This window comes from Muricoccus radiodurans (assembly GCF_050154705.1).
In the GTDB taxonomy this organism is placed as follows: domain Bacteria; phylum Pseudomonadota; class Alphaproteobacteria; order Acetobacterales; family Acetobacteraceae; genus Roseomonas; species Roseomonas radiodurans.
The window spans coordinates 4,817,843-4,835,689 of sequence record NZ_CP189561.1 but is presented as its reverse complement, the minus strand read 5'-3'; the positions used below and the strand labels follow the sequence as shown (position 1 = coordinate 4,835,689).

The 17,847-nt window shown below is 68.9% G+C and carries 9 protein-coding genes; 1 reads left to right on the top strand and 8 read right to left on the bottom strand.

Annotation, left to right across the window (positions count from 1 at the left end):
* Positions 1-73: 73 nt before the first annotated feature.
* From ACP6CK_RS22535 to amaB, 8 genes are all read right to left on the bottom strand, one after another.
* The gene (locus ACP6CK_RS22535) at positions 74-6,508 is read right to left on the bottom strand and encodes a hypothetical protein (RefSeq protein ID WP_426955559.1); all 6,435 of its coding nucleotides are present in this window, start codon (positions 6,506-6,508) and stop codon (positions 74-76) included.
* A 943-nt stretch (positions 6,509-7,451) separates the two neighbouring features.
* The gene (locus ACP6CK_RS22530; RefSeq protein WP_426955558.1) at positions 7,452-8,195 is read right to left on the bottom strand and encodes a class II aldolase/adducin family protein; all 744 of its coding nucleotides are present in this window, start codon (positions 8,193-8,195) and stop codon (positions 7,452-7,454) included.
* Between the two features lie 130 nt (positions 8,196-8,325).
* Entirely contained in the window at positions 8,326-9,231 is a 906-nt protein-coding gene (locus ACP6CK_RS22525; protein WP_426955557.1) for an IclR family transcriptional regulator, read from the bottom strand.
* On the bottom strand, positions 9,228-10,763 hold the full coding sequence (locus tag ACP6CK_RS22520) for an AMP-binding protein (RefSeq protein ID WP_426955556.1): 1,536 nt from the start codon (positions 10,761-10,763) through the stop codon (positions 9,228-9,230). The genes ACP6CK_RS22525 and ACP6CK_RS22520 overlap by 4 nt, the downstream gene beginning before the upstream one ends.
* A gap of 1 nt (position 10,764) precedes the next feature.
* The gene (locus tag ACP6CK_RS22515; protein ID WP_426955555.1) at positions 10,765-11,541 is read right to left on the bottom strand and encodes an enoyl-CoA hydratase/isomerase family protein; all 777 of its coding nucleotides are present in this window, start codon (positions 11,539-11,541) and stop codon (positions 10,765-10,767) included.
* A gap of 7 nt (positions 11,542-11,548) precedes the next feature.
* On the bottom strand, positions 11,549-13,129 hold the full coding sequence (locus tag ACP6CK_RS22510; RefSeq protein ID WP_426955554.1) for an ABC transporter substrate-binding protein: 1,581 nt from the start codon (positions 13,127-13,129) through the stop codon (positions 11,549-11,551).
* 166 nt (positions 13,130-13,295) lie between these two features.
* Complete coding sequence (locus tag ACP6CK_RS22505; protein WP_426955553.1) at positions 13,296-14,147, bottom strand: serine hydrolase; 852 nt, start codon at positions 14,145-14,147, stop codon at positions 13,296-13,298.
* Between the two features lie 24 nt (positions 14,148-14,171).
* Complete coding sequence (gene amaB, locus ACP6CK_RS22500) at positions 14,172-15,740, bottom strand: L-piperidine-6-carboxylate dehydrogenase (RefSeq protein WP_426955552.1); 1,569 nt, start codon at positions 15,738-15,740, stop codon at positions 14,172-14,174.
* 149 nt (positions 15,741-15,889) lie between these two features.
* Here amaB and ACP6CK_RS22495 point away from each other — a divergent pair, with 149 nt between their 5' ends.
* On the top strand, positions 15,890-17,470 hold the full coding sequence (locus ACP6CK_RS22495; protein ID WP_426955551.1) for an AMP-binding protein: 1,581 nt from the start codon (positions 15,890-15,892) through the stop codon (positions 17,468-17,470).
* Positions 17,471-17,847: the final 377 nt, after the last annotated feature.

Below are 17,847 nucleotides of genomic sequence, written 5' to 3'. Positions count from 1 at the left end.
GATACGCTCATTCAAGAGAGAACAAGCCGGCGTCGCCGTGACGACAACGCCGGCCTGAGGTCACGGGCCGACCTTACGCAACGATGGCGAAATCGCTGGCGGTCAGGGTCGGCATGCCGGTGAGGGTGGCGATCTGAACAGCCCCGCCGGCCGCCGAACCATTGACGTCGTAGACAAGAACGCCACTGGCCGTGTTGTAGATGAAGCGGTCGTCAGCATCGCCCGCCAGGCCCGTGGTGTTCGCCACGAACTGGCCAGCCGCCAGAGAACCGGCCGAGAGCCCACCGCCGAAGAGCGAGGCGGAGACTTGCAGGTGGTCGGTGCCGCTGACGAAGTCGCTGATCACGTCCCGATCCGCGGCGAGGTTGCTCAGGATGAAGGTGTCGCTGTCCGCACCACCGATCAGGACGTCGTTGCCGGCGCCGCCGTTCAGCGTGTCGGCCCCGGCCGCACCGACCAGCACATCGCCGCCGGCCCCGCCGTTCAGGACATCCGCCGCGTTCGCGCCGTAGAGCTGGTTGGCCAGCTCATTGCCGGTGAGCGTCAGCCCCCCGACCCCGGCCGTGACGCGGAGCACCTCGACCTCGATCCCTGCCCCGAGCGTGAAGTTCACCGAGGAGAAGATCGTGTCGGTGCCTCCACCGGCCACCTCCGCCACCGTGTCGCCCGCACCGATGTAGTAGATGTCGTTCCCGGCACCGCCGGCCAGCGTGTCGGCACCGGCACCACCCGTGATCTGGTTGGCCAGCGCATTGCCGGTCAGCACGAGGCCGGTGGAGCCGGCATTCGCGAAGAGGTACTCGATCTCCTGACCCGCACCGAGCGTGTAGTTCGTCGAGGCATAGACGATGTCCGTCCCCCCGCCGGCCCCCTCCTGCACGATGTCGCCGGCCCCGACGGTATAGATGTCGCTTCCCGCACCACCGACGAGGGTGTCGATCCCTGCCCCGCCGGTGAGACGGTTGGCCAGTTCGTTCCCGGTGAGCACGAGGCCGGTCGAGCCGCCATTCGCGATCAGGAACTCGATCTCCTGCCCGGCGCCCAGGGTGAAGTTGACCGAGGCATAGACCGCATCGTTGCCACCACCGGCCGCCTCGACCACGATGTCCGCCCCGTCCACGTAATAGGCGTCGTTGCCGGTGCCGCCGACCAGACTGTCGGCCCCGCCATTGCCGACAAGGACGTCCGACCCGCCGCCGCCGCTCAGGGTGTCGTTCCCCTCCGCGCCATAGAGCTGGTTGTCCATCCCGTTACCCGAGAGCGAGAGCGCACCGAGGCCGGCCACCGCCCGGACCACCTCCACGTCCAGACCCGCCGCGAGGGCGAAGTTCAGGGACGCATAGACGGTGTCTGTCCCGCCGTTGGACGTCTCGGCGATCACGTCGGACAGGCTGTCGATGAAGTAGGTGTCGTTGCCCGCCCCACCGACGAGGCTGTCGGTGCCGGTCCCACCATCCAGCGTGTCCGCCCCGATGCCGCCCGCCAGCGTGTCGCTGCCGGCGCCGCCGAGGAGGCTGTCATTGCCCTCACCGCCGTCGATGTTGTCGTTGCCGCCGCGGCCATCGATGACATTGGCCCCATCACTGCCGGTCAGGGTGTCGTTGGCGCCGCTGCCCCGCAGGTTCTCGAAGCCGCTGATCACGTCGCCGCTGGCATGGCCGAAGGCGGTGGCCGCAGTCTTGAGGTTCACCGAGACCGCCGTCACCGCCGTCTCGTAGGACAGCGTATCGATGCCGTCCCCGCCGGACAGCGTGTCCGCCCCGGCACCGCCGATGATCGTGTCGTTGCCCGCGTTGCCGGACAGCAGGTTCGCCGCCAGGTTCCCGGTCAGCACGTCGTTGCTGGAGGACCCGAGGACCGCCTCGATGTCATCCTCGAAGACGTCGCCACCAGCGTCGCCGCCGGTCCCGGCCTGGGCCTGCAGCGAGACGGTCACCCCGGCGGAAGACGCCGTGTAGTCCAGGGTGTCGAAGCCCGCCCCGCCGCTGATCGTGTCGCCGCCCGCACCGCCGACCAGGGTGTCGTTGCCCTCGTCGCCCGTGAGCTCGTCATCTCCGGCGCCGCCCGAGAGCAGGTTGCTCTGGTCATTCCCGAAGATCTGGTCGGCGTACCCCGTCCCGATCACGGCCTCCACCCCGGTGAGGGTGTCACCCACGGCCGCGCCGGAGTTCGTCCCGTCCAGGACATCCAGGAAGATGACGACCCCGCTCGTCTCGGCGTCGTACTTCACGGTGTCGAAGCCGTCGCCACCGACGACGGAATCGGACCCCGCACCGCCGACCAGCATGTCGTCGCCACTGCCACCCAGAAGGGCGTCAGAGCCGGCGCCGCCGAGCAGCGTGTCATTCCCGCCCTGGCCGGCCAGCGTGTCGTTGCCGCCACGTCCGTCCAGCAGATCGGCATCCGTGGCGGATGACGAGATGTTATTCCCGTCGATCGCGTCCGCCGTCTCAAGGCCACGGATCGTGTCCGACCCGTTCGCGCCGTAGAAGACGAAGGTGTCGGTCGGCGACCCCACCGTGTTCCCCAGGGTGACGAGGTCCACGTCGAGGTTGACCGCCCCCGCGTTGCGAAGGCTCAGGTCGTCATTCACGGTGCCGAAGACGTTGCCCGTGACACCGGTGATGACGCCGGAGGTCGGCGTGCCGATCACGACCCCGGAGCCGGAGTTCTGGAAGGTGTTGCCGGAGATCAAATCCGCATTGTCGTAATTGTCCGCGTTGATACCGGCGCGAACCCGATCGAAGACGTTGCCCGTGATGGCCACCGTCCCGACACCGCCATTGGTGTAGATGCCGCGCGCGAAGCTGTCGGCACCATAGACGTAGGGGTTCTCGCCAACGAAGAGGTTGTTCGAGATGGTCAGCCCCGTCCCGGCCGGGCTGCCCGAGACCTCGATGCCGATGACCTGGGCCACCGATCCACCACCGACGAAGCTGGCCGGAAGCGTGTCGGAGGGGTTGTCACGCTCGAACACCGTGTTGGTGATCACGTGCGGGTCGGCCGAGAAGGCCAGCACCTGGATGCCGGTCCAGGCTGTGCCCGCCGCACCGTCATGGAGCAGCGAGAGCCCGTCCAGCACCACCTTGCTCGTCGCGGTGATCCGGAGGCTGCCGTCGATGATCGCGTCGTCGCCGCGCGCCTCGGCATTGCCGGCCACGCCGGCGTTCGGGCCGAGGATGGTGACGCCGACGCCGATCGTGACCGTCGAGGAGAGCGAGTAGGTGCCCGCCGCCATCAGGACCGTGTCGCCGTTCGCGGCCTCGCCGTTCGTGGCATCGCCATCGAACAGCGCCTCGAACTGCGCGGCATCCGAGACGAGCCAGGTGGAGCCCGCCGCGGAGGTGACCCGCTCGACCGAGGCGTCGAGGGTGTCCGTGCCCTCCTCCGCGGTCACGACGGTCCAGCCCTCGCCGTTCCAGGTGATCGAGCTCACCTCGCCCGTGTAGCTGGCCGTGTCAGAGCCCGCGCCGCCGCCCAGCGTGTCGTTCCCGCCGCCGCCGGAGAGGGTGTCATTCCCGCCCTGGCCGGAGAGATCGTTCGCGCCGGAGTTGCCGGCGATGGTGTTCGCAAGGGCGTTGCCCGTCACGTCCACGTTCGCGCCCGCGCCGGTCTCCGCGTCATAGTCGGCCAGGGTGACGTCTGCGACGCCCGTGCCGAGCGTGAGGTTCAGGTCCTCCGAACCCTCGAGCGCGACAACGGTCAGGCCAGAGGTCTGGATCGTCTCGTTGTCCGTGCCGTCGCCGCTGTTCACGACCAGGCGGTCGCCCGCCAGGGCCGCGCCGCTCGCATCCCCGGCATGGGCGTAGAGGTTCACCTCATCGAAGCCGCCTGCATCCTCAACGGTGCGAAGGGCTGTGCCCCCAGCATCCGTGACATAGGCGTACTGGTCGAGGTTGTTGTTCTCCACAAAGGCCTCGAAATAGGCCAGGTCCGTGGCGATGTTCGCGGGGTTCTCGTCACCGGCGTAGATGTAGCGGTTGAAGCCGGGCTCGAAGGTGTTGTTCGCGAAGACCTCCGGCGCCACCGCGCTGGCATTGCGCCAGCCGACGGAGGATTCGTAGCCGGTGACCCCCACGCCCCAGGAGAACTCGTCCGGCTGGGCCACGAACAGGTTGTTCGTTACCGAGGTGCTCGGACCGGTGACGTTCAGGCCGGTGCCGTTGGTGAAGTTGATGTCGCCCGTGATCGCATTGCCATCAATCGTGTAGGACGCGATCCGGCTCACGAAGGCGGGGTCCGCCCCGGTGCCGGCCGGAACGACGGCGTCATTGAAGTAGAGAGCGGAGTAGACCGGCAGGCCCGCGGCGCCTTCCACCGCGCTGTCCAGCAGCTGGAAGTTGTTCGCGACGATCTCGAAGGCCTTGTTGACGTAGCCCGACTGCGCGTTGCTATCGGTCGCGACGAAGCGGATACCCTGGATTGTCACATTGTCGGCTGTGACGAAGAAGTTGGTGCCCCAGATGGACTCCGAGTGGGCCACCGCGGCGATCGTGACGGCAATGCCGGCGCGATCCGTGACCGGCTGGCCGTCGGCGCCCAGGCCAAGGATCGTGACGGACTTATCGATCCGCAGCCCGAGGGAGGAGTTGCCCTCCATGTTCATGGTGGACGAGGCGTAATCGCCCGCCGCGATCAGGATGGTATCGCCGTCGAGCGCGGCGTCGATCGCCTCCTGGAGGCTGGCGAAGCCGCCGCCTCCCACGAGCAGCGTGCGCGCGCCTCCGCCCGCGACGACTTCCACGTCGTTGAGGGTGTCGGTGCCCTCACCCACCGTCGTCACCGCCCAACTGGTGCCGTCGAAGGTGATCGATGTGGGAGCCGCCTCATAGAAGGCGACGTCCCTGCCACCACCGCCGCTGAGCGTGTCGTTGCCCGTGCCGCCGGTCAGGCTGTCATCCCCGAGCGCGCCCCTGACGGCGTCGTTGCCGCCGCCAGCATCGATCGACACGCCGCCGAAGCTGTTCGGAGCGACGATGATCGTCTGCGCGGCGTCGTCATCGTAGCTGACGGTCAGGTTGGCATCGGTCGTGCGGTTGTCGAAGCTGCCGAAGCCCGGGCCAGTCGCCGTGTCGGTCACCGTCACGTTCGCGACGGTGACGTCGGTGCCGCCCATGTGCGACTTGTTGAGCTCCGGGGCCGCGGGATCGCGGACCTCGCCGACGCGGATGCCGGTGGACGTGCCGGTGATCGTGCCATCGGAGATGGTGACGTCGCCGGACAGCGTCGCAGGGTTGCCCGCGTAGCTCGCATCGTCGCGCGCCTTGACGCTGATGGCGGCACCGCTCGCCTGGGGCGTGCCAATGCCGGGCGGCAGCGCGCCTTCCGACGTGCCGACATTCGTCATGGTGAAGCCGGAGATCGTGATGTCGCCGGTGTAGTCCCGGTACTTCAGGTTCAGGTCGATGCCGGCCCCGGCCAGCCCCACATTCCCGGCGTCCCAACCATACAGCGTCCGCCCGTAATCACCCACATCCGTCATCGTGACGTCGGTGAAGGATCCACCGTCGAGGGCCTCCAGATAGATACCCTTGGAGGTGAGATTGCTGAAGCTCGTCCCGGCGATCGTCAGGGCCGTGATGGTGGACCCTGCGGCGCCAGCGGCGGTGAAGGCGCGGATGCCCTCGTCGGTGTCGCGGATCGTACCGCCCGAGATGTTCAGGTCGTTGATGAACGCCCCGTTGCTGGTGACGGAGATGCCGATGCCAGCGTTGCTGATCGTGACGTCGGTGAGGTCGGTGTTGTTGACCGTTCCCGTGAAGTAGATGCCAGCCCCGAAGTCATCGATCGTGATGCCGGAGAGGGTGACGTTGGAACGCGCGATGGTCACGCCGGCGTTCGATCCGTCATTGGAGAGATAGCCCGTGGGCGCATCGCCGTCGCGGAGCTGGTCGGCGAAGGACTCGCTCGTCGAGAAGCCGACGCTCGCCCGCAGATTGCCCTGGACGACAACCCCGTCCTCAGCGGCACGGATCAGGAGGCTGCTGGGGGTACCGGCACCGACGGTGAAGGCACCGTAGGTGCCGGCCGCGACCAGGATCGTCACGTCGCCGGTCAGCGTCGCCGCGTAGTCGATGGCGGCCTGGATCGAGGTGAAGCCGTCACCGTTGTCGTCCACCAGAAGGAAGGCGCTGCCGTCGCCCCCGATGATGGCCTCGGTTCCGTGGACGATGTCCGTGCCCTCGGTCCCGCCCGTCTGGACGGACCAGGTGCCGTCGGCGCGCGTGATGTTCAGGACGGTGAGGAGCGCCTCATATTCGGCGATGTCGGTGCCGCTGCCGCCGACGATGGAGTCGTTGCCGATTCCGCCGAAGAGGCGGTCGTTCTCGGCGCCGCCGTCGAGCGTGTCGTTGCCGCTCCCCCCATCGAGCAGGTCGTTGCCACCACCTCCGAGAAGCGAGTCGTTTCCGCCACGTCCGAACAGCTGGTCGTCGCCGCCGAGGCCATCATAGGCGTTGTCGACCGTCGTGCCGTTGTAGGAATCGGCCTGATTGGTCCCCTGAGACATGGCATTCACTTTTGTGCTTCCCCCAAAAATCGCGAGGAAATGGCCTCGCTGCGATCCGCAGTGCGGAATGGGCTAACTTTTCTTAATATCTGAGACAAGTCGCGGAAGTGCGGGGAATGCACAAATGGTGCGCGAGACGTCGATTAATTGTGTTGACAACTATCATTACGCGAGAAGGTGCTGCCCGGATGCTACTTATTGGGGAGGTGATTCGGGTTGTTTGATTTCAGAGAAACAACCGTAGGTAGTATTGAGCCGTTCGTGTGGAACAGGTGTGGTAGTCAGTCCTATGAATGGGCGAGCCCGGGTCTATGATCGATCCGTGCTGCTCACCGGTGACCCGCCGGTTCGTTTGGGCCCTGAACAGAGGGCTTCCTCGGTGTCTTCACGTGTCTTGCCCGACTTTGACGGCGAGCGTCGGGTGGGGGAGCGAGCGGACGTGCCAACCCTTCGACCGGCGCGGCGACAGCTCATTCCGTCACCTCGCGGCCCCCATCAGGGCGCGGCGGCTGTACGAGCAGACTTACCAGCAGATGGAGGAGGAACTCGGCCTCGGCCACTTCGAGGGCAGCTCCTAGATCGCGCGGCACCGCCAGGGGCTGATGACGATGCTGGCCTTCGCCTTCCGGCAGACCCGACGGGGCCGCGTGAGTGAGGGAAGAAGGTGGCGGGGCAGCCCCTCACCTGAGCCGAACCTCCCGGCCGTCCGACACGCCGTCCTGCGCGTCCTCTCCGGCCCACAGCCGCGCGACGGTCCACACGGCCACCGCAGCCTTGTCGGACACCTCGTCGGACCTCTGCCAAAGTCGTGCTAGGCCGCCAGGCTGACCATTTCGCAACTCAACCGGGTTGGCGCCATCATCGATCCAAGCCTCTAGAGTGAGGAACAAGGGTCCGATGGAGAGAAGTTCTTCTTCTCTCCCCTAGGTGAGCCACGCCGCACTCAGGACGCGTAGGCCGGCTCTTCCTCATCCAGAATTCCCCGCACCGCAGCCAGCAGCATGCGTGCATTGTCCCGGCGGGTCGGGAAGTCGCGCAGCGCGAGCGCTTTCTCCTCGGGAATGTGACGCAACGGCCGGCCGGTGGACATGGCGAGCACCTGAATCTCGCAGGCGCGCTCAAGGTAATAAAGGTCGTCCAGGGCATCCGCCACAGAGTCCCCCGCGACGACGACGCCGTGATTGCCGAGGAAGAGCACGCGGTGATGCCCCATCATGCGGGCCATGCGCGATCCCTCGTCGGTCCCCAGGGCGAAGCCGTTGAAGTCCTCGTCGTAGGCGCAAAGGCCGTAGAAACGTCCCGCGTTCTGGTGAACCATCTCCAGTCGCCCGCCCTCGATACAGGTGATGGCCGTGGCATAGGGCATGTGGGTGTGCATGATCACCCGGTGCCCGGTCTGCAGATGCATCGGGACGTGGATGTTGAAGCCGGTCATCGCCGGCTGGCCCTCGCCTTCCAGCACGCGGCCGCGATCGTCGATCACGAGGAGGTCGCTCGCCCGCGCCTTGGACCAGTGGGTCTGGTGCGCGTTGATCAGGAAGCGGTCCGGCGCCAGCATGACCGAGAAGTGGTTGCAGACGCCCTCATGGAAGCCGAGCCGTGCGACCCAACGGAGCGCGGCCGCAAGGTCGATGCGGGCCTGCTGCGGATCGAGATTGTGGCCCGGCCCTTTCGGTTCCGCCATCATCGAAGCCTCCTCTTTCCGGATGCAGGGAACGCTCGCAGGACGGTGCAGAAGCGTCAATCGTCGCGACGTTCGGCGCCGGGCCTCGCGCGGCTCCTGGCAGCCGGTATCGTGGCGTTCACCACGCGCAACTCTAGAGCGATCCATCCGCGCTGGCTCGCCGGGCCGCCGCCAGCACCGCCGGGACAAGATCGGCCATCGCCTCCTTGCGATCGAAGCGGCTGCGCAGCGTCGAGAGGTTGATCGCCCCCACGGCGATCCGCCGCGCATCGAAGACCGGCGCGGAGATGGATAGGCTCTCCTGGTCGAAAGCCTTGGTCGTCAGCGCATAACCCTGCGCCCGCACGCGGTCCAGGATGCGGCGGAGGCCCCCGATGTCCTCCGCGCCCGCCCTCTCCCGCGCCAGGGGACTGGAGGCAGCAAAGATGCGCTCCACCGTCTCCGCCGGGGCATGGGCCATCAACACCTGGCCGGAGGAGGCCGACAAGGCCTCGAACCGAAGCCCAGGCGCGAGGGTGACGGCAGTGATCTGCGGACTGGGCAGGTTCTCGACGATGACGATCTCCTGCTTCAGCAGCTCCACCCAGGAGGTGCACTCGCGCGTCTCCCGGTTGAGCTCGAGCATGGCATGTCGCGCGCGCTCCAGCGTGGAGCGGCCGCCGACGAAGCCGCGATAGAGCCGAAGCACCTTGTGACCGAGGGCGTAGCGCTTCGTCGCGGGATCGCGGTCCAGGTAATCCAGATGATGCAGCGTATAGAGGAAGCGCTGCACCGCGCTGCGGCCGATCTCGGTGCGGGCCACGACATCCGACATCGAGAGGGGCTGGCCGGCCGTCTCGAACACCTCCAGCACCGCCATGGCCTTCTCGATCGATCCGACGAAAAGGCGGGGGTCACGCGCCTTGACGTCGGCCGCAGCCGAAGGCGCCTGCGCGGCCCCGCCTTGGACAGGGCGACCGAGACGACGGACCGGGCTGCGCTCCCCGCGAGATGCGGGCGGGCCGGGCCGGGCGGGGACGCGGCTCTCTCGGGCTGTCACGGGACAGCCGGCGCGAACAGGTCGCGGAACTGCGTCTTGAGAAGCGCCTTCTGGATCTTGCCGAGGGTGTTCCGCGGCATGTCCGGCACCACGGCCACGTGCTTCGGCACCTTGTAGCGCGCGAGGTCGCGCGACAGGGCGGCCTGGGCGCCGGCCGGCGAGAAGTCCGCCCCCGGTTCGAGCTGCACCACGGCCACCACCGCTTCCCCGAAATCCGGGTGGGGCACGCCGATGACAGCTGATTCCGCCACGCCGGGCAGGGCATTCAGGCCGGTCTCCACCTCCTTCGGATAGACGTTCAGGCCGCCCGATATGATGAGGTCCACGCCGCGCCCGAGCACGCTGAGATTCCCGTCCTCGTCCAGCCGGCCGAAGTCGCCGGTGATGAACCAGCCCTCGGGCCGGAAGGCGTCGCGCGTCTTCTCTGGAGCCCTCCAGTAGCCGGCGAAGGGGAAGGGCTGTCGCAACTCGATCATGCCGACATGGCCCGCCGGCACGGGATCGCCGGCCTCGTCCACCACGCGCAGCTCGCAGCCCGTGAGCGGCGTGCCGGATGTATCGGGCCGGCGCGGAGCATCAAGCGACATGGAGGTGATGATCAGCGCCTCCGTCATGCCGTACCGGTCGAGAAGCTGATGCCCGGTGCGGTCGGCGAAGGCGTCGAAGAGGTCGGCCCGCATGGGCGCGGAGCCCGTGACGAAGAGCCGCATCCCCGCGCAGCATGCCTGGGTGAAGCCGGGATGCTTGAGCAGCCGGGCGTAGTAGGTCGGAACTCCCGAGAACATCGTCACCCCAGGTAACGCCGCCACCACATCGTCCACCTGGAGCTTCGGCAGGAGCCGGAGGCTCCCACCGGCCGCGAGCACCGGGGTAGTGGTGCCGAAGAGGCCGAAGGCCATCGGGTTGGCGTGCAGCAGGACGTCGTCCGCCGTGATCCGCCAGCGCTCCGCCAGGGCGAGCGCGTTCCATACGACGAGGCCGTTCGTCATGATCGCGCCCTTCGGCCGCCCGGTGGTGCCCGAGGTATAGACGATCGCGTTCGGGTCCTCCGCCCGGCCCGGCGGGGTGGCGAACTCCGCGGGCTGTTCCCCCATGGCCGCGACCAGGGTGCCTCTACCGCGTGCATCCAGGGTGAGCAGGTGGCGTCCGCCGACATCCGCCCGGGCCTGCAGGCGGGCCGCCAGCTCGGGGCGGCAGACCAGCAGCGACGGCTCCGCATCGGACAGGATGTAGTCCACCTCCGACGCGGTCAGGTCCACATGGATGGGCAGGTAGACCGCGCCTGTCCGGCAGGCGGCGAGGTAGAGCATGATGCCCTCGGGCGATTTATCCAGCAGGCCCGCCACGCGGTCGCCGGGCCCCACGCCGAGAGACCGCAGGAGGTTCGCCAGCCGCGCCGTCGTCTCCTCGAGTGCGGCATAGGAGACGCGCCGACCGTCAAGACTCTCGATGAAGGTGCGGGAGAGATCCTGCGGAAAGCGCGCGCGGAAGGCGGCGTAGGCATTGCCCTGCGAGGCGGCAACCAAGTCCATGTCAGCGCCCCACGAAATGCGGAACCCGCTTCTCGGCGAAGGCGCGTGTGCCCTCCCGGTAGTCCTCGCTCGAATCGGCGCGGCGGGAGAGCTCCATGACCTCCTCCGCCACCTCGGAGATGCGGCCGGCCATGGCGGCGTCGCAGGCGAGCTTCGCCGCGGCGATGGAGAGCGGCGCGCTGGCCAGCATCGGCTCCGCGAAGGCCTTGGCCGCCGCCAGGGCATCATCCGCCAACTCGGTCACGAGGCCGCAGGCGAGCGCCTCCTCCGCCCCGATGAGCGCGCCCGTGTAGAGCATCCGCTTCGCCATCCCGATACCGGTGGCCGAGACGAGCAACTGCGTGCTGTCCGCCGGATAAACGAGGCCCAGCTTCGCCGGCGGCACGCCGAAGCGGGCGGTCCGGTCGGCGATGCGGAAGTCGCAGCGCAGCGCCAGGGTGCAGCCGCCCCCGACGGAGGGCCCGCTGACCGCCGCGATGACCGGCACGCGCGCGGCCGAGACCGCGGCGTAGCAGGCCATGATGTGGTCCCAATAGGCCTGCCGCGCCGGCGGGTCGTCCCGGACGGCGGCGAAGGCCAGGATGTCGTCGCCGGCGCAGAAGGCGCCACCAGCGCCGGTCAGGATGATGGCGCGGAGCGCCGCATCTTCCCGCAGCCGCGTGAAGACCTGCCCGAGGTCGCGCCACGCCGCCTCGTTCAGCGCGTTCCGCCGGCTCGGTCGGTTGATGACGACGATCGCCAGCGCGTTGAAGGGCCGCTGGACCAGGATATCGGACATGATGCCTCTACTGTGCCCGTCGCACGCCCATGGCGAAGGTGAGTTCGTCCGCGCGCGCCTCGTACTGCAGGCCGCGTCGCGTGGCCCAGATGTTCTGGAACTGATAGATCGGTAGGAAGGACACGTCGGCCAGCGCCATGCGCTCGGCCTCGATCAGCACGCGCTCCCGCTCCGTGTCGTCCACGATGGTCAGGGCGCGGGTGATCAGCGCGTCCAGCGCAGCGTTGGAGTAGCGGCTCCAGTTGTAAGTGCCGGCGCCGGTCGCCGGGTTCACCGTCATCAGCAGATTCCGCAGCAGCAGGCCGGCCTCCATCGTCGGGTTGCCGAGGCTGCCGAAATACGCCTGGAACTGCTGGCGGGAGCCGCGCGGCGAGTAGACGGAGAAGGGAAGCCCCTCCACCGCCGTCTCCACCCCGATGCGGGCCCACATCTGGGCGATGGCCTGCACGATCTCCACCGCATAGGCGGTGCGGTCATTCGCCGTGCTCAGCGTGATGCGGAAGCCATTGGGATAGCCGGCCTCGGTCAGCAGCGCGCGGGCGCGTGCCGGGTCGAAGGCCGGAACGCCGACGTCGTCCACATAGGAATAGGAGCCGGGCGGCAGCCACTGCCCCGTGGCCACGCCGGTGCCGCCGAGGATGCGCTCCGCGATCGCGGTCCGGTTGATCGCCATGGAAAGGGCCTGCCGGACCCGGAGATTACGCAGCGGGTTCTCCGCCAGCGGCCGTCCCTCCTTGTCCGTGATGGGCTCGGCGCCCTGTCCCTGCTGGTAGATCGGGTTGACATAGGCGATGCGTCCGCCCGGCACGGCGAAGAGCGAGACGCGCCCGTCGGCCCGCAGCCGCGGCAGGTCGGAGGCGGAGGGCGCCTCGATGATGTCGAGGTCGCCGGCGAGCAGGGCCGCGGTGCGCGCCGCGATGTTCGTGACCATGCGAATGGTCACGCTCTCCCACGCCTGCCGCGGCCCCCACCAGGCGCCGTTCCGGGCGAGGACGAGGCGGTCGCCCGAGGTGAAGCTGACGAAGCGGTACGGGCCCGTCCCGATGCTCACCCGGCCGGCGTTGAAATCCGCCGTGGTCGCCTCGCGCGCCGCGCGGGACGAGAGGATCGCGATGAAGGTGAGGTCCCCCGGCAGGTTCGGTGTCGGGGCCGCGGTGGTCAGGCGGATCGTCAGGGGGTTCACTACCTCCACCTGCGTGATGGGGCGCACGAGGTTCTCGTAGCCGCCGAGGTTGTTCGGGACGTTCTTCGCGCGCTCGATGGTGAAGGCCACGTCCGCGGCGGTGAAGGGCGTGCCATCATGCCAGGTGACACCGGGCCGCAGCGCGAACTCCCAGGTGGTCTCCGAGACCGGGCGCCAGGCGGTCGCGAGACCAGGGAGCACGCGCCCCTCCGGCGAGCGCTGCAGCAGCCGGTCATAGACGTGGAACGCCGCCACGTTGTTCGGCGACGTGCTGTAGAAGTGCGGATCCAGCGTGGTGATCGGGGCCGACAGCCCGATGCGCAGCGGATCGGCGGCGGTGGGCGCCGACAACGCGACGGCGAGGCCGACCGCTCCGAGCAAGCCGGACAGGACACGAGCGATCATCGCCTCGTTCTCCATTCTCTTCTGACCGAACACATCCGGTCGGAGTTGGCGTGTGCGGCGAAAGTTATTGAATTACGATATCGTCTATTGATTTTCCGGGCATGGCCTCGCGCCGTCAACCACAATCGGAACGGCCGAGGTCAGATGACCCGGTGGCCGGGGCGGCTTATGGGATACCGTCCCAAGCAACGCGCGCGATGCGCGCGATCGTCATCGCCGCCACGCTATGGCCGGGCATTCCGTTCGGCATCGCCGCCGGCACGCCATGCGTGTAGGCGGCCAGGATGAAGAGCGGCCGGCCGTCTCGGTAGACGAGGCCGACATCCATCTTGCCGTGGCGGCCGGTGCCGGTCTTGTTGGCGACTTTCGTGCCCTGCGGTAGGAAGAAGGGGATGCTGCCGCGCAGGGTCTGCCAGCCCATCACCTCCAGCGCGAAGCGGCAGAGCCCGGGCGTCACGCCCATGCGGGCCGCGACCGCCGGATCCGTGCTGCCATCGAGGATCATCCCCATCAGCAGGACCTGATCGTCAGGGGTGGTCTGGGCGACGAAGTCGAAGTCGGCCTCCACGGGCATGTGCCGCGGCGGGACGGCGTGGTTGATCACCGTCCCCACCATGCCGGCCTGGCGGCAGAAGTCCTGGAACTCCTCGGCCGGCATCAACTCGCCCAGCAGCCCGGTGCACACGTTGTCACTGCAGATGATCATCTGCACCAAGGCGTCCCGCAGCGTGAGGGAGAAGCCGGGGGTCATGTAGTACAGCACGCCGGACGGCGCGCCCTGCATCAGGTGGCGACCCGCCACCAGCCGCTGGTCCAGCCGCAGCCGGCCGGAGTGGACCGCCCGCAGCGCCGCCATCAGGAACAGGATCTTGCGCGTGCTGGCCGAGGGCGTGGGCACGTCCCGGCGCTGGCCTGCGGTGTCGCCGGTCGTCACGTCGCGTAGGGACCAGCCGGTCACGAAGGGCTGGGCCGCCGTGATCCCGCCGATCGCGGCCGCGACCTGGTCCAGCTTGCCCATTCGCGTCAGCCGGCCCGGCGGCGCTCAGGCCGTGGCCGGCGCCTCGCTCGCCTCCTCCTCGGCCGCCACGTCGAAGCGCACGCCCTGGGCCAGCGGCATGGTCCGGCCATAGTTGATGGCGTTCGTCGCGCGCCGCATGTAGCCCTTCCAGGCATCGGAGCCGCTCTCGCGTCCGCCGCCCGTCGCCTTTTCACCGCCGAAGGCGCCGCCGATCTCCGCGCCCGACGGCCCCATGTTGACGTTGGCGATGCCGCAGTCGGAGCCGGCCGCGGAGAGGAAGCGCTCCGCCTCCCGCAGGTCATTCGTGAAGATCGAGGAGGAGAGGCCCTGCGGCACGCCGTTCTGCAGCGCGATCGCCTCATCCAGTTCCCGGTACTTCAGGACGTAGAGAATGGGCGCGAAGGTCTCCTCCAGCACCGGCCCGGCCTGGGCCGGCATCTCGACCAGCGCCGGGCGCACGTAGAAAGCGCCCTCGCAGCCCGCGACCGCCACGCGCCCGCCGCCATGAACGGTGCCGCCTGCTGAACGCGCGGCCTCCAGCGCCCGCTCCATGCCTTCATGTGCCGCGCCGTCGATCAGCGGTCCGACGAGCACCTCCGCCTCCAACGGATTGCCGATCGAGACGCCCGCGTAGACGCGCTTCAGCCGCGGCAGCAGCGAGTCGTAGACCGCCTCATGCACGATCAGCCGGCGCAGCGTGGTGCAGCGCTGCCCCGCCGTCCCCATCGCGCCGAAGGCCACCGCGCGCAGCGTCAGGTCGAGGTCGGCGCTCGGGGCGACGATGCTGGCGTTGTTGCCGCCCAGTTCCAGGATGCTGCGGCCGAACCGCGCCGCGACCCGCTGCCCGACGATGCGTCCCATCGCGGTGGAGCCGGTGGCGGACACGATGGCCACGCCCGGATTCTCCACCAGGGCCTCGCCGGCCTCCCGCCCGCCGAGCACCACCTGAGACAGGCCGTCCGGCACGCCGCCGAACCGCTCGGCCGCACGGTCAAAAATTGCCTGCACCGCAAGCGCCGTCAGCGGCGTCTTCTCCGATGGCTTCCAGAGCACGGGATTGCCGCAGACAAGGGCCAGCGCCGCGTTCCAGGACCACACGGCGACGGGAAAATTGAAGGCGGTGATGATCCCGACCGGCCCCATCGGATGCCACTGCTCCGTCAGGCGGTGGTCCGGCCGCTCGCTCGCGATGACGAGGCCGTAGAGCTGCCGGGAGAGTCCGACGGCGAAGTCGCAGATGTCGATCATCTCCTGCACCTCGCCCTCGCCTTCCGAGGGCACCTTGCCGGCCTCGATGGTCACCAGCCGGCCGAGCGCCGCCTTGTGCGCGCGCAGCTCCTCACCCAGCAGGCGGACCAGTTCCCCGCGCCGTGGCGCCGGTACGGCCCGCCACGCCAGGAAGGCCTTGCCGGACCGGGCGACCGCCTGCGCCACCGCGGCCGCGTCGCTGTCGGCCACCCCGCCGATGATCTCTCCGGTGATGGGTGAGCGGACGGGGCGGCCGCCACCCTGCCAGGCACCGGCCGCGACGCCGAGTTGTGTCAGGACGTCCTCCGCCAACCGTGCAGGACGGGAAGAAAGGGGCAAGGTCATCCGGAACTCCGCCTTCGCAGCCGATGCCGACCGGGATAATATCGTATTTCGATACTTTATATTGAATTCTTGAGGAGCTAGGGCCGCCGTGTCAATGGTCGCCGCGGCGGCGCGCCGTCGCCAACGACGCCGATCCGAAAGGCCCGACCGTGATCCAGCTTCCGCCCGTGGGCGACACGACGCTTCGCCAGCTTCTGGATGCGGAGGCGAAGGCGTCGCCAGAGCGCGTCTACCTGCGCTCCGGAGGTCGGGACTGGCGCTTCGGCGAGGTGGATGCCGCGGCAAACCGGCTGGCGAACGCGCTGCTCGCCGGGGGCCTGCGGCCGGGGGACCGCGTGGCACTGATGCTGCCCAGCCATCCCGACCACGTCATCGCCATCTTCGCCCTCGCCAAGATCGGGCTTGTCCGCGTGCCGGTGAACACGGGACTCGTCGGACCGTCGCTCGCCTATCCCCTCCAGGCCTTCGACGTGAACGCGCTGATCGCGGATGCGGCCTATGCCGAGGCGCTCTCGCCCGTGCTGGCCGAACGGAACCTGCGACACATCGTCTGGCGCCGGGGCGGCCCCGACGGCGCCCCGCACTTCGAGGACCTTCTCGCGCACGCGGATGCGACGCCGCCGGCCGTCTCACCAGGCCCGGACGACATCCTCGCCATCACCCCCAGCTCCGGCACGACGGGCGCGCCGAAGGGGGTGCTGAAGTCGGACCGCAACCTGCGCGCCGGCCCCATCGCCCTGCTGCACCTGACCCAGGCGAAGCCGGGCGAGTCCTTCCTCTTCTGGGAGGCCATGCACCACGGCGCGGGCGTGGCGGTGCTGATCGCCGCCGTGATGGGGCGCCTGACACTCGGCATGGTCGAGCGCTTCAGCGCCTCCCGCTTCTGGTCCGACGCGAAGGCCGTCGGCGCCGCGCGCGTGCATTACCTTGGCAGCGTGCTGCCGATGGTGCTGAAGCAGCCGCCGGGACCGCATGACCGCGACCACGGCGTCTCCATCGCCTGGGGCGGCGGCTGCCCGGCCGACATCTGGCAGGCGGTGCAGGACCGCTTCGGCGTAACGATCCGAGAGGGCTACGGCCTGTCGGAGCTGATCACCTTCACCACCCTGAACATGACGGGAAAGCTCGGCTCCGTCGGCCGCCCCCTCTCCTGGTACGAGGCGAAGGTCGCCGACCCCGAGGGCCACGAGCTGCCGCGCGGCGAGACGGGCGAGCTTCTCTTCCGCGCACGCGAGCCGGGGCTGCACTTCCGCGGCTATTTCCGCAACGAGACGGCGAGCGCGGACACGATGCACCCCGAGGGCTGGTTCCGCACCGGCGACCTCGCCCGCATGGACGTTGACGGAGACCTCTTCTTCGCCGGCCGCGCCAAGGATTCCGTCCGCCGGCGCGGGATCAACATCTCTGCCTGGGAGGTGGAGCGCGTGCTCCTCGACCATCCCGAGGTGGAGGAAGTCGCCCTGGTCGGCGTTCCGAGCGCGCTGGGCGAGGACGAGATCAAGGTCTTCATCCGCCGCGCCGCCGGCGCCGCACTGACCGCCGGGGCGCTGATCCGCTGGTGCGAGCCGCGCCTCCCGCGCTTCCAGCTCCCGCGCTACGTCGCCTTCGTCGACGACTTCCCGCGCACCCCGACCCAGCGCGTCCGCAAGCTCGAACTGTCGCGGGGCACGGCGGATTCCTGGGACCGGGAGGCGGAGGTTTCGGTCGCCGATCGGCCCGGCACGGCCTGAGCGCGCCGCGCCCTGGCCTCCCATGCCGGATGTGGGGTGCGGCGCGAAGGTCCGTCCGGCAGACGGCCGATGCGGCTGGACGCCGGGCGGCGGAGGATGAGGGCATCTCGTCTTAGGAACGGTTACCAGAGATCTGGACGACGATGGCGTTCCCGAGAGTGACTTGTCCATTCCGGGAAAGGCGCGGCGCTCCCCTTCGGGATGTCACCGCATGCCCGCGGCCGAGATCATTCCGGGCGCCGCACGGGGTCCTTGAGTCTGGTCGCGGGGCTTGCCTGCGTGATGCGGCCCAGGGCCATTCCGGCGGCCGGGGGCCGGGCGTCTTGCAGCAGGGGATTGTGCCCAGGGCCGTCCGCGCCTATTTCCCGGACGGTCTT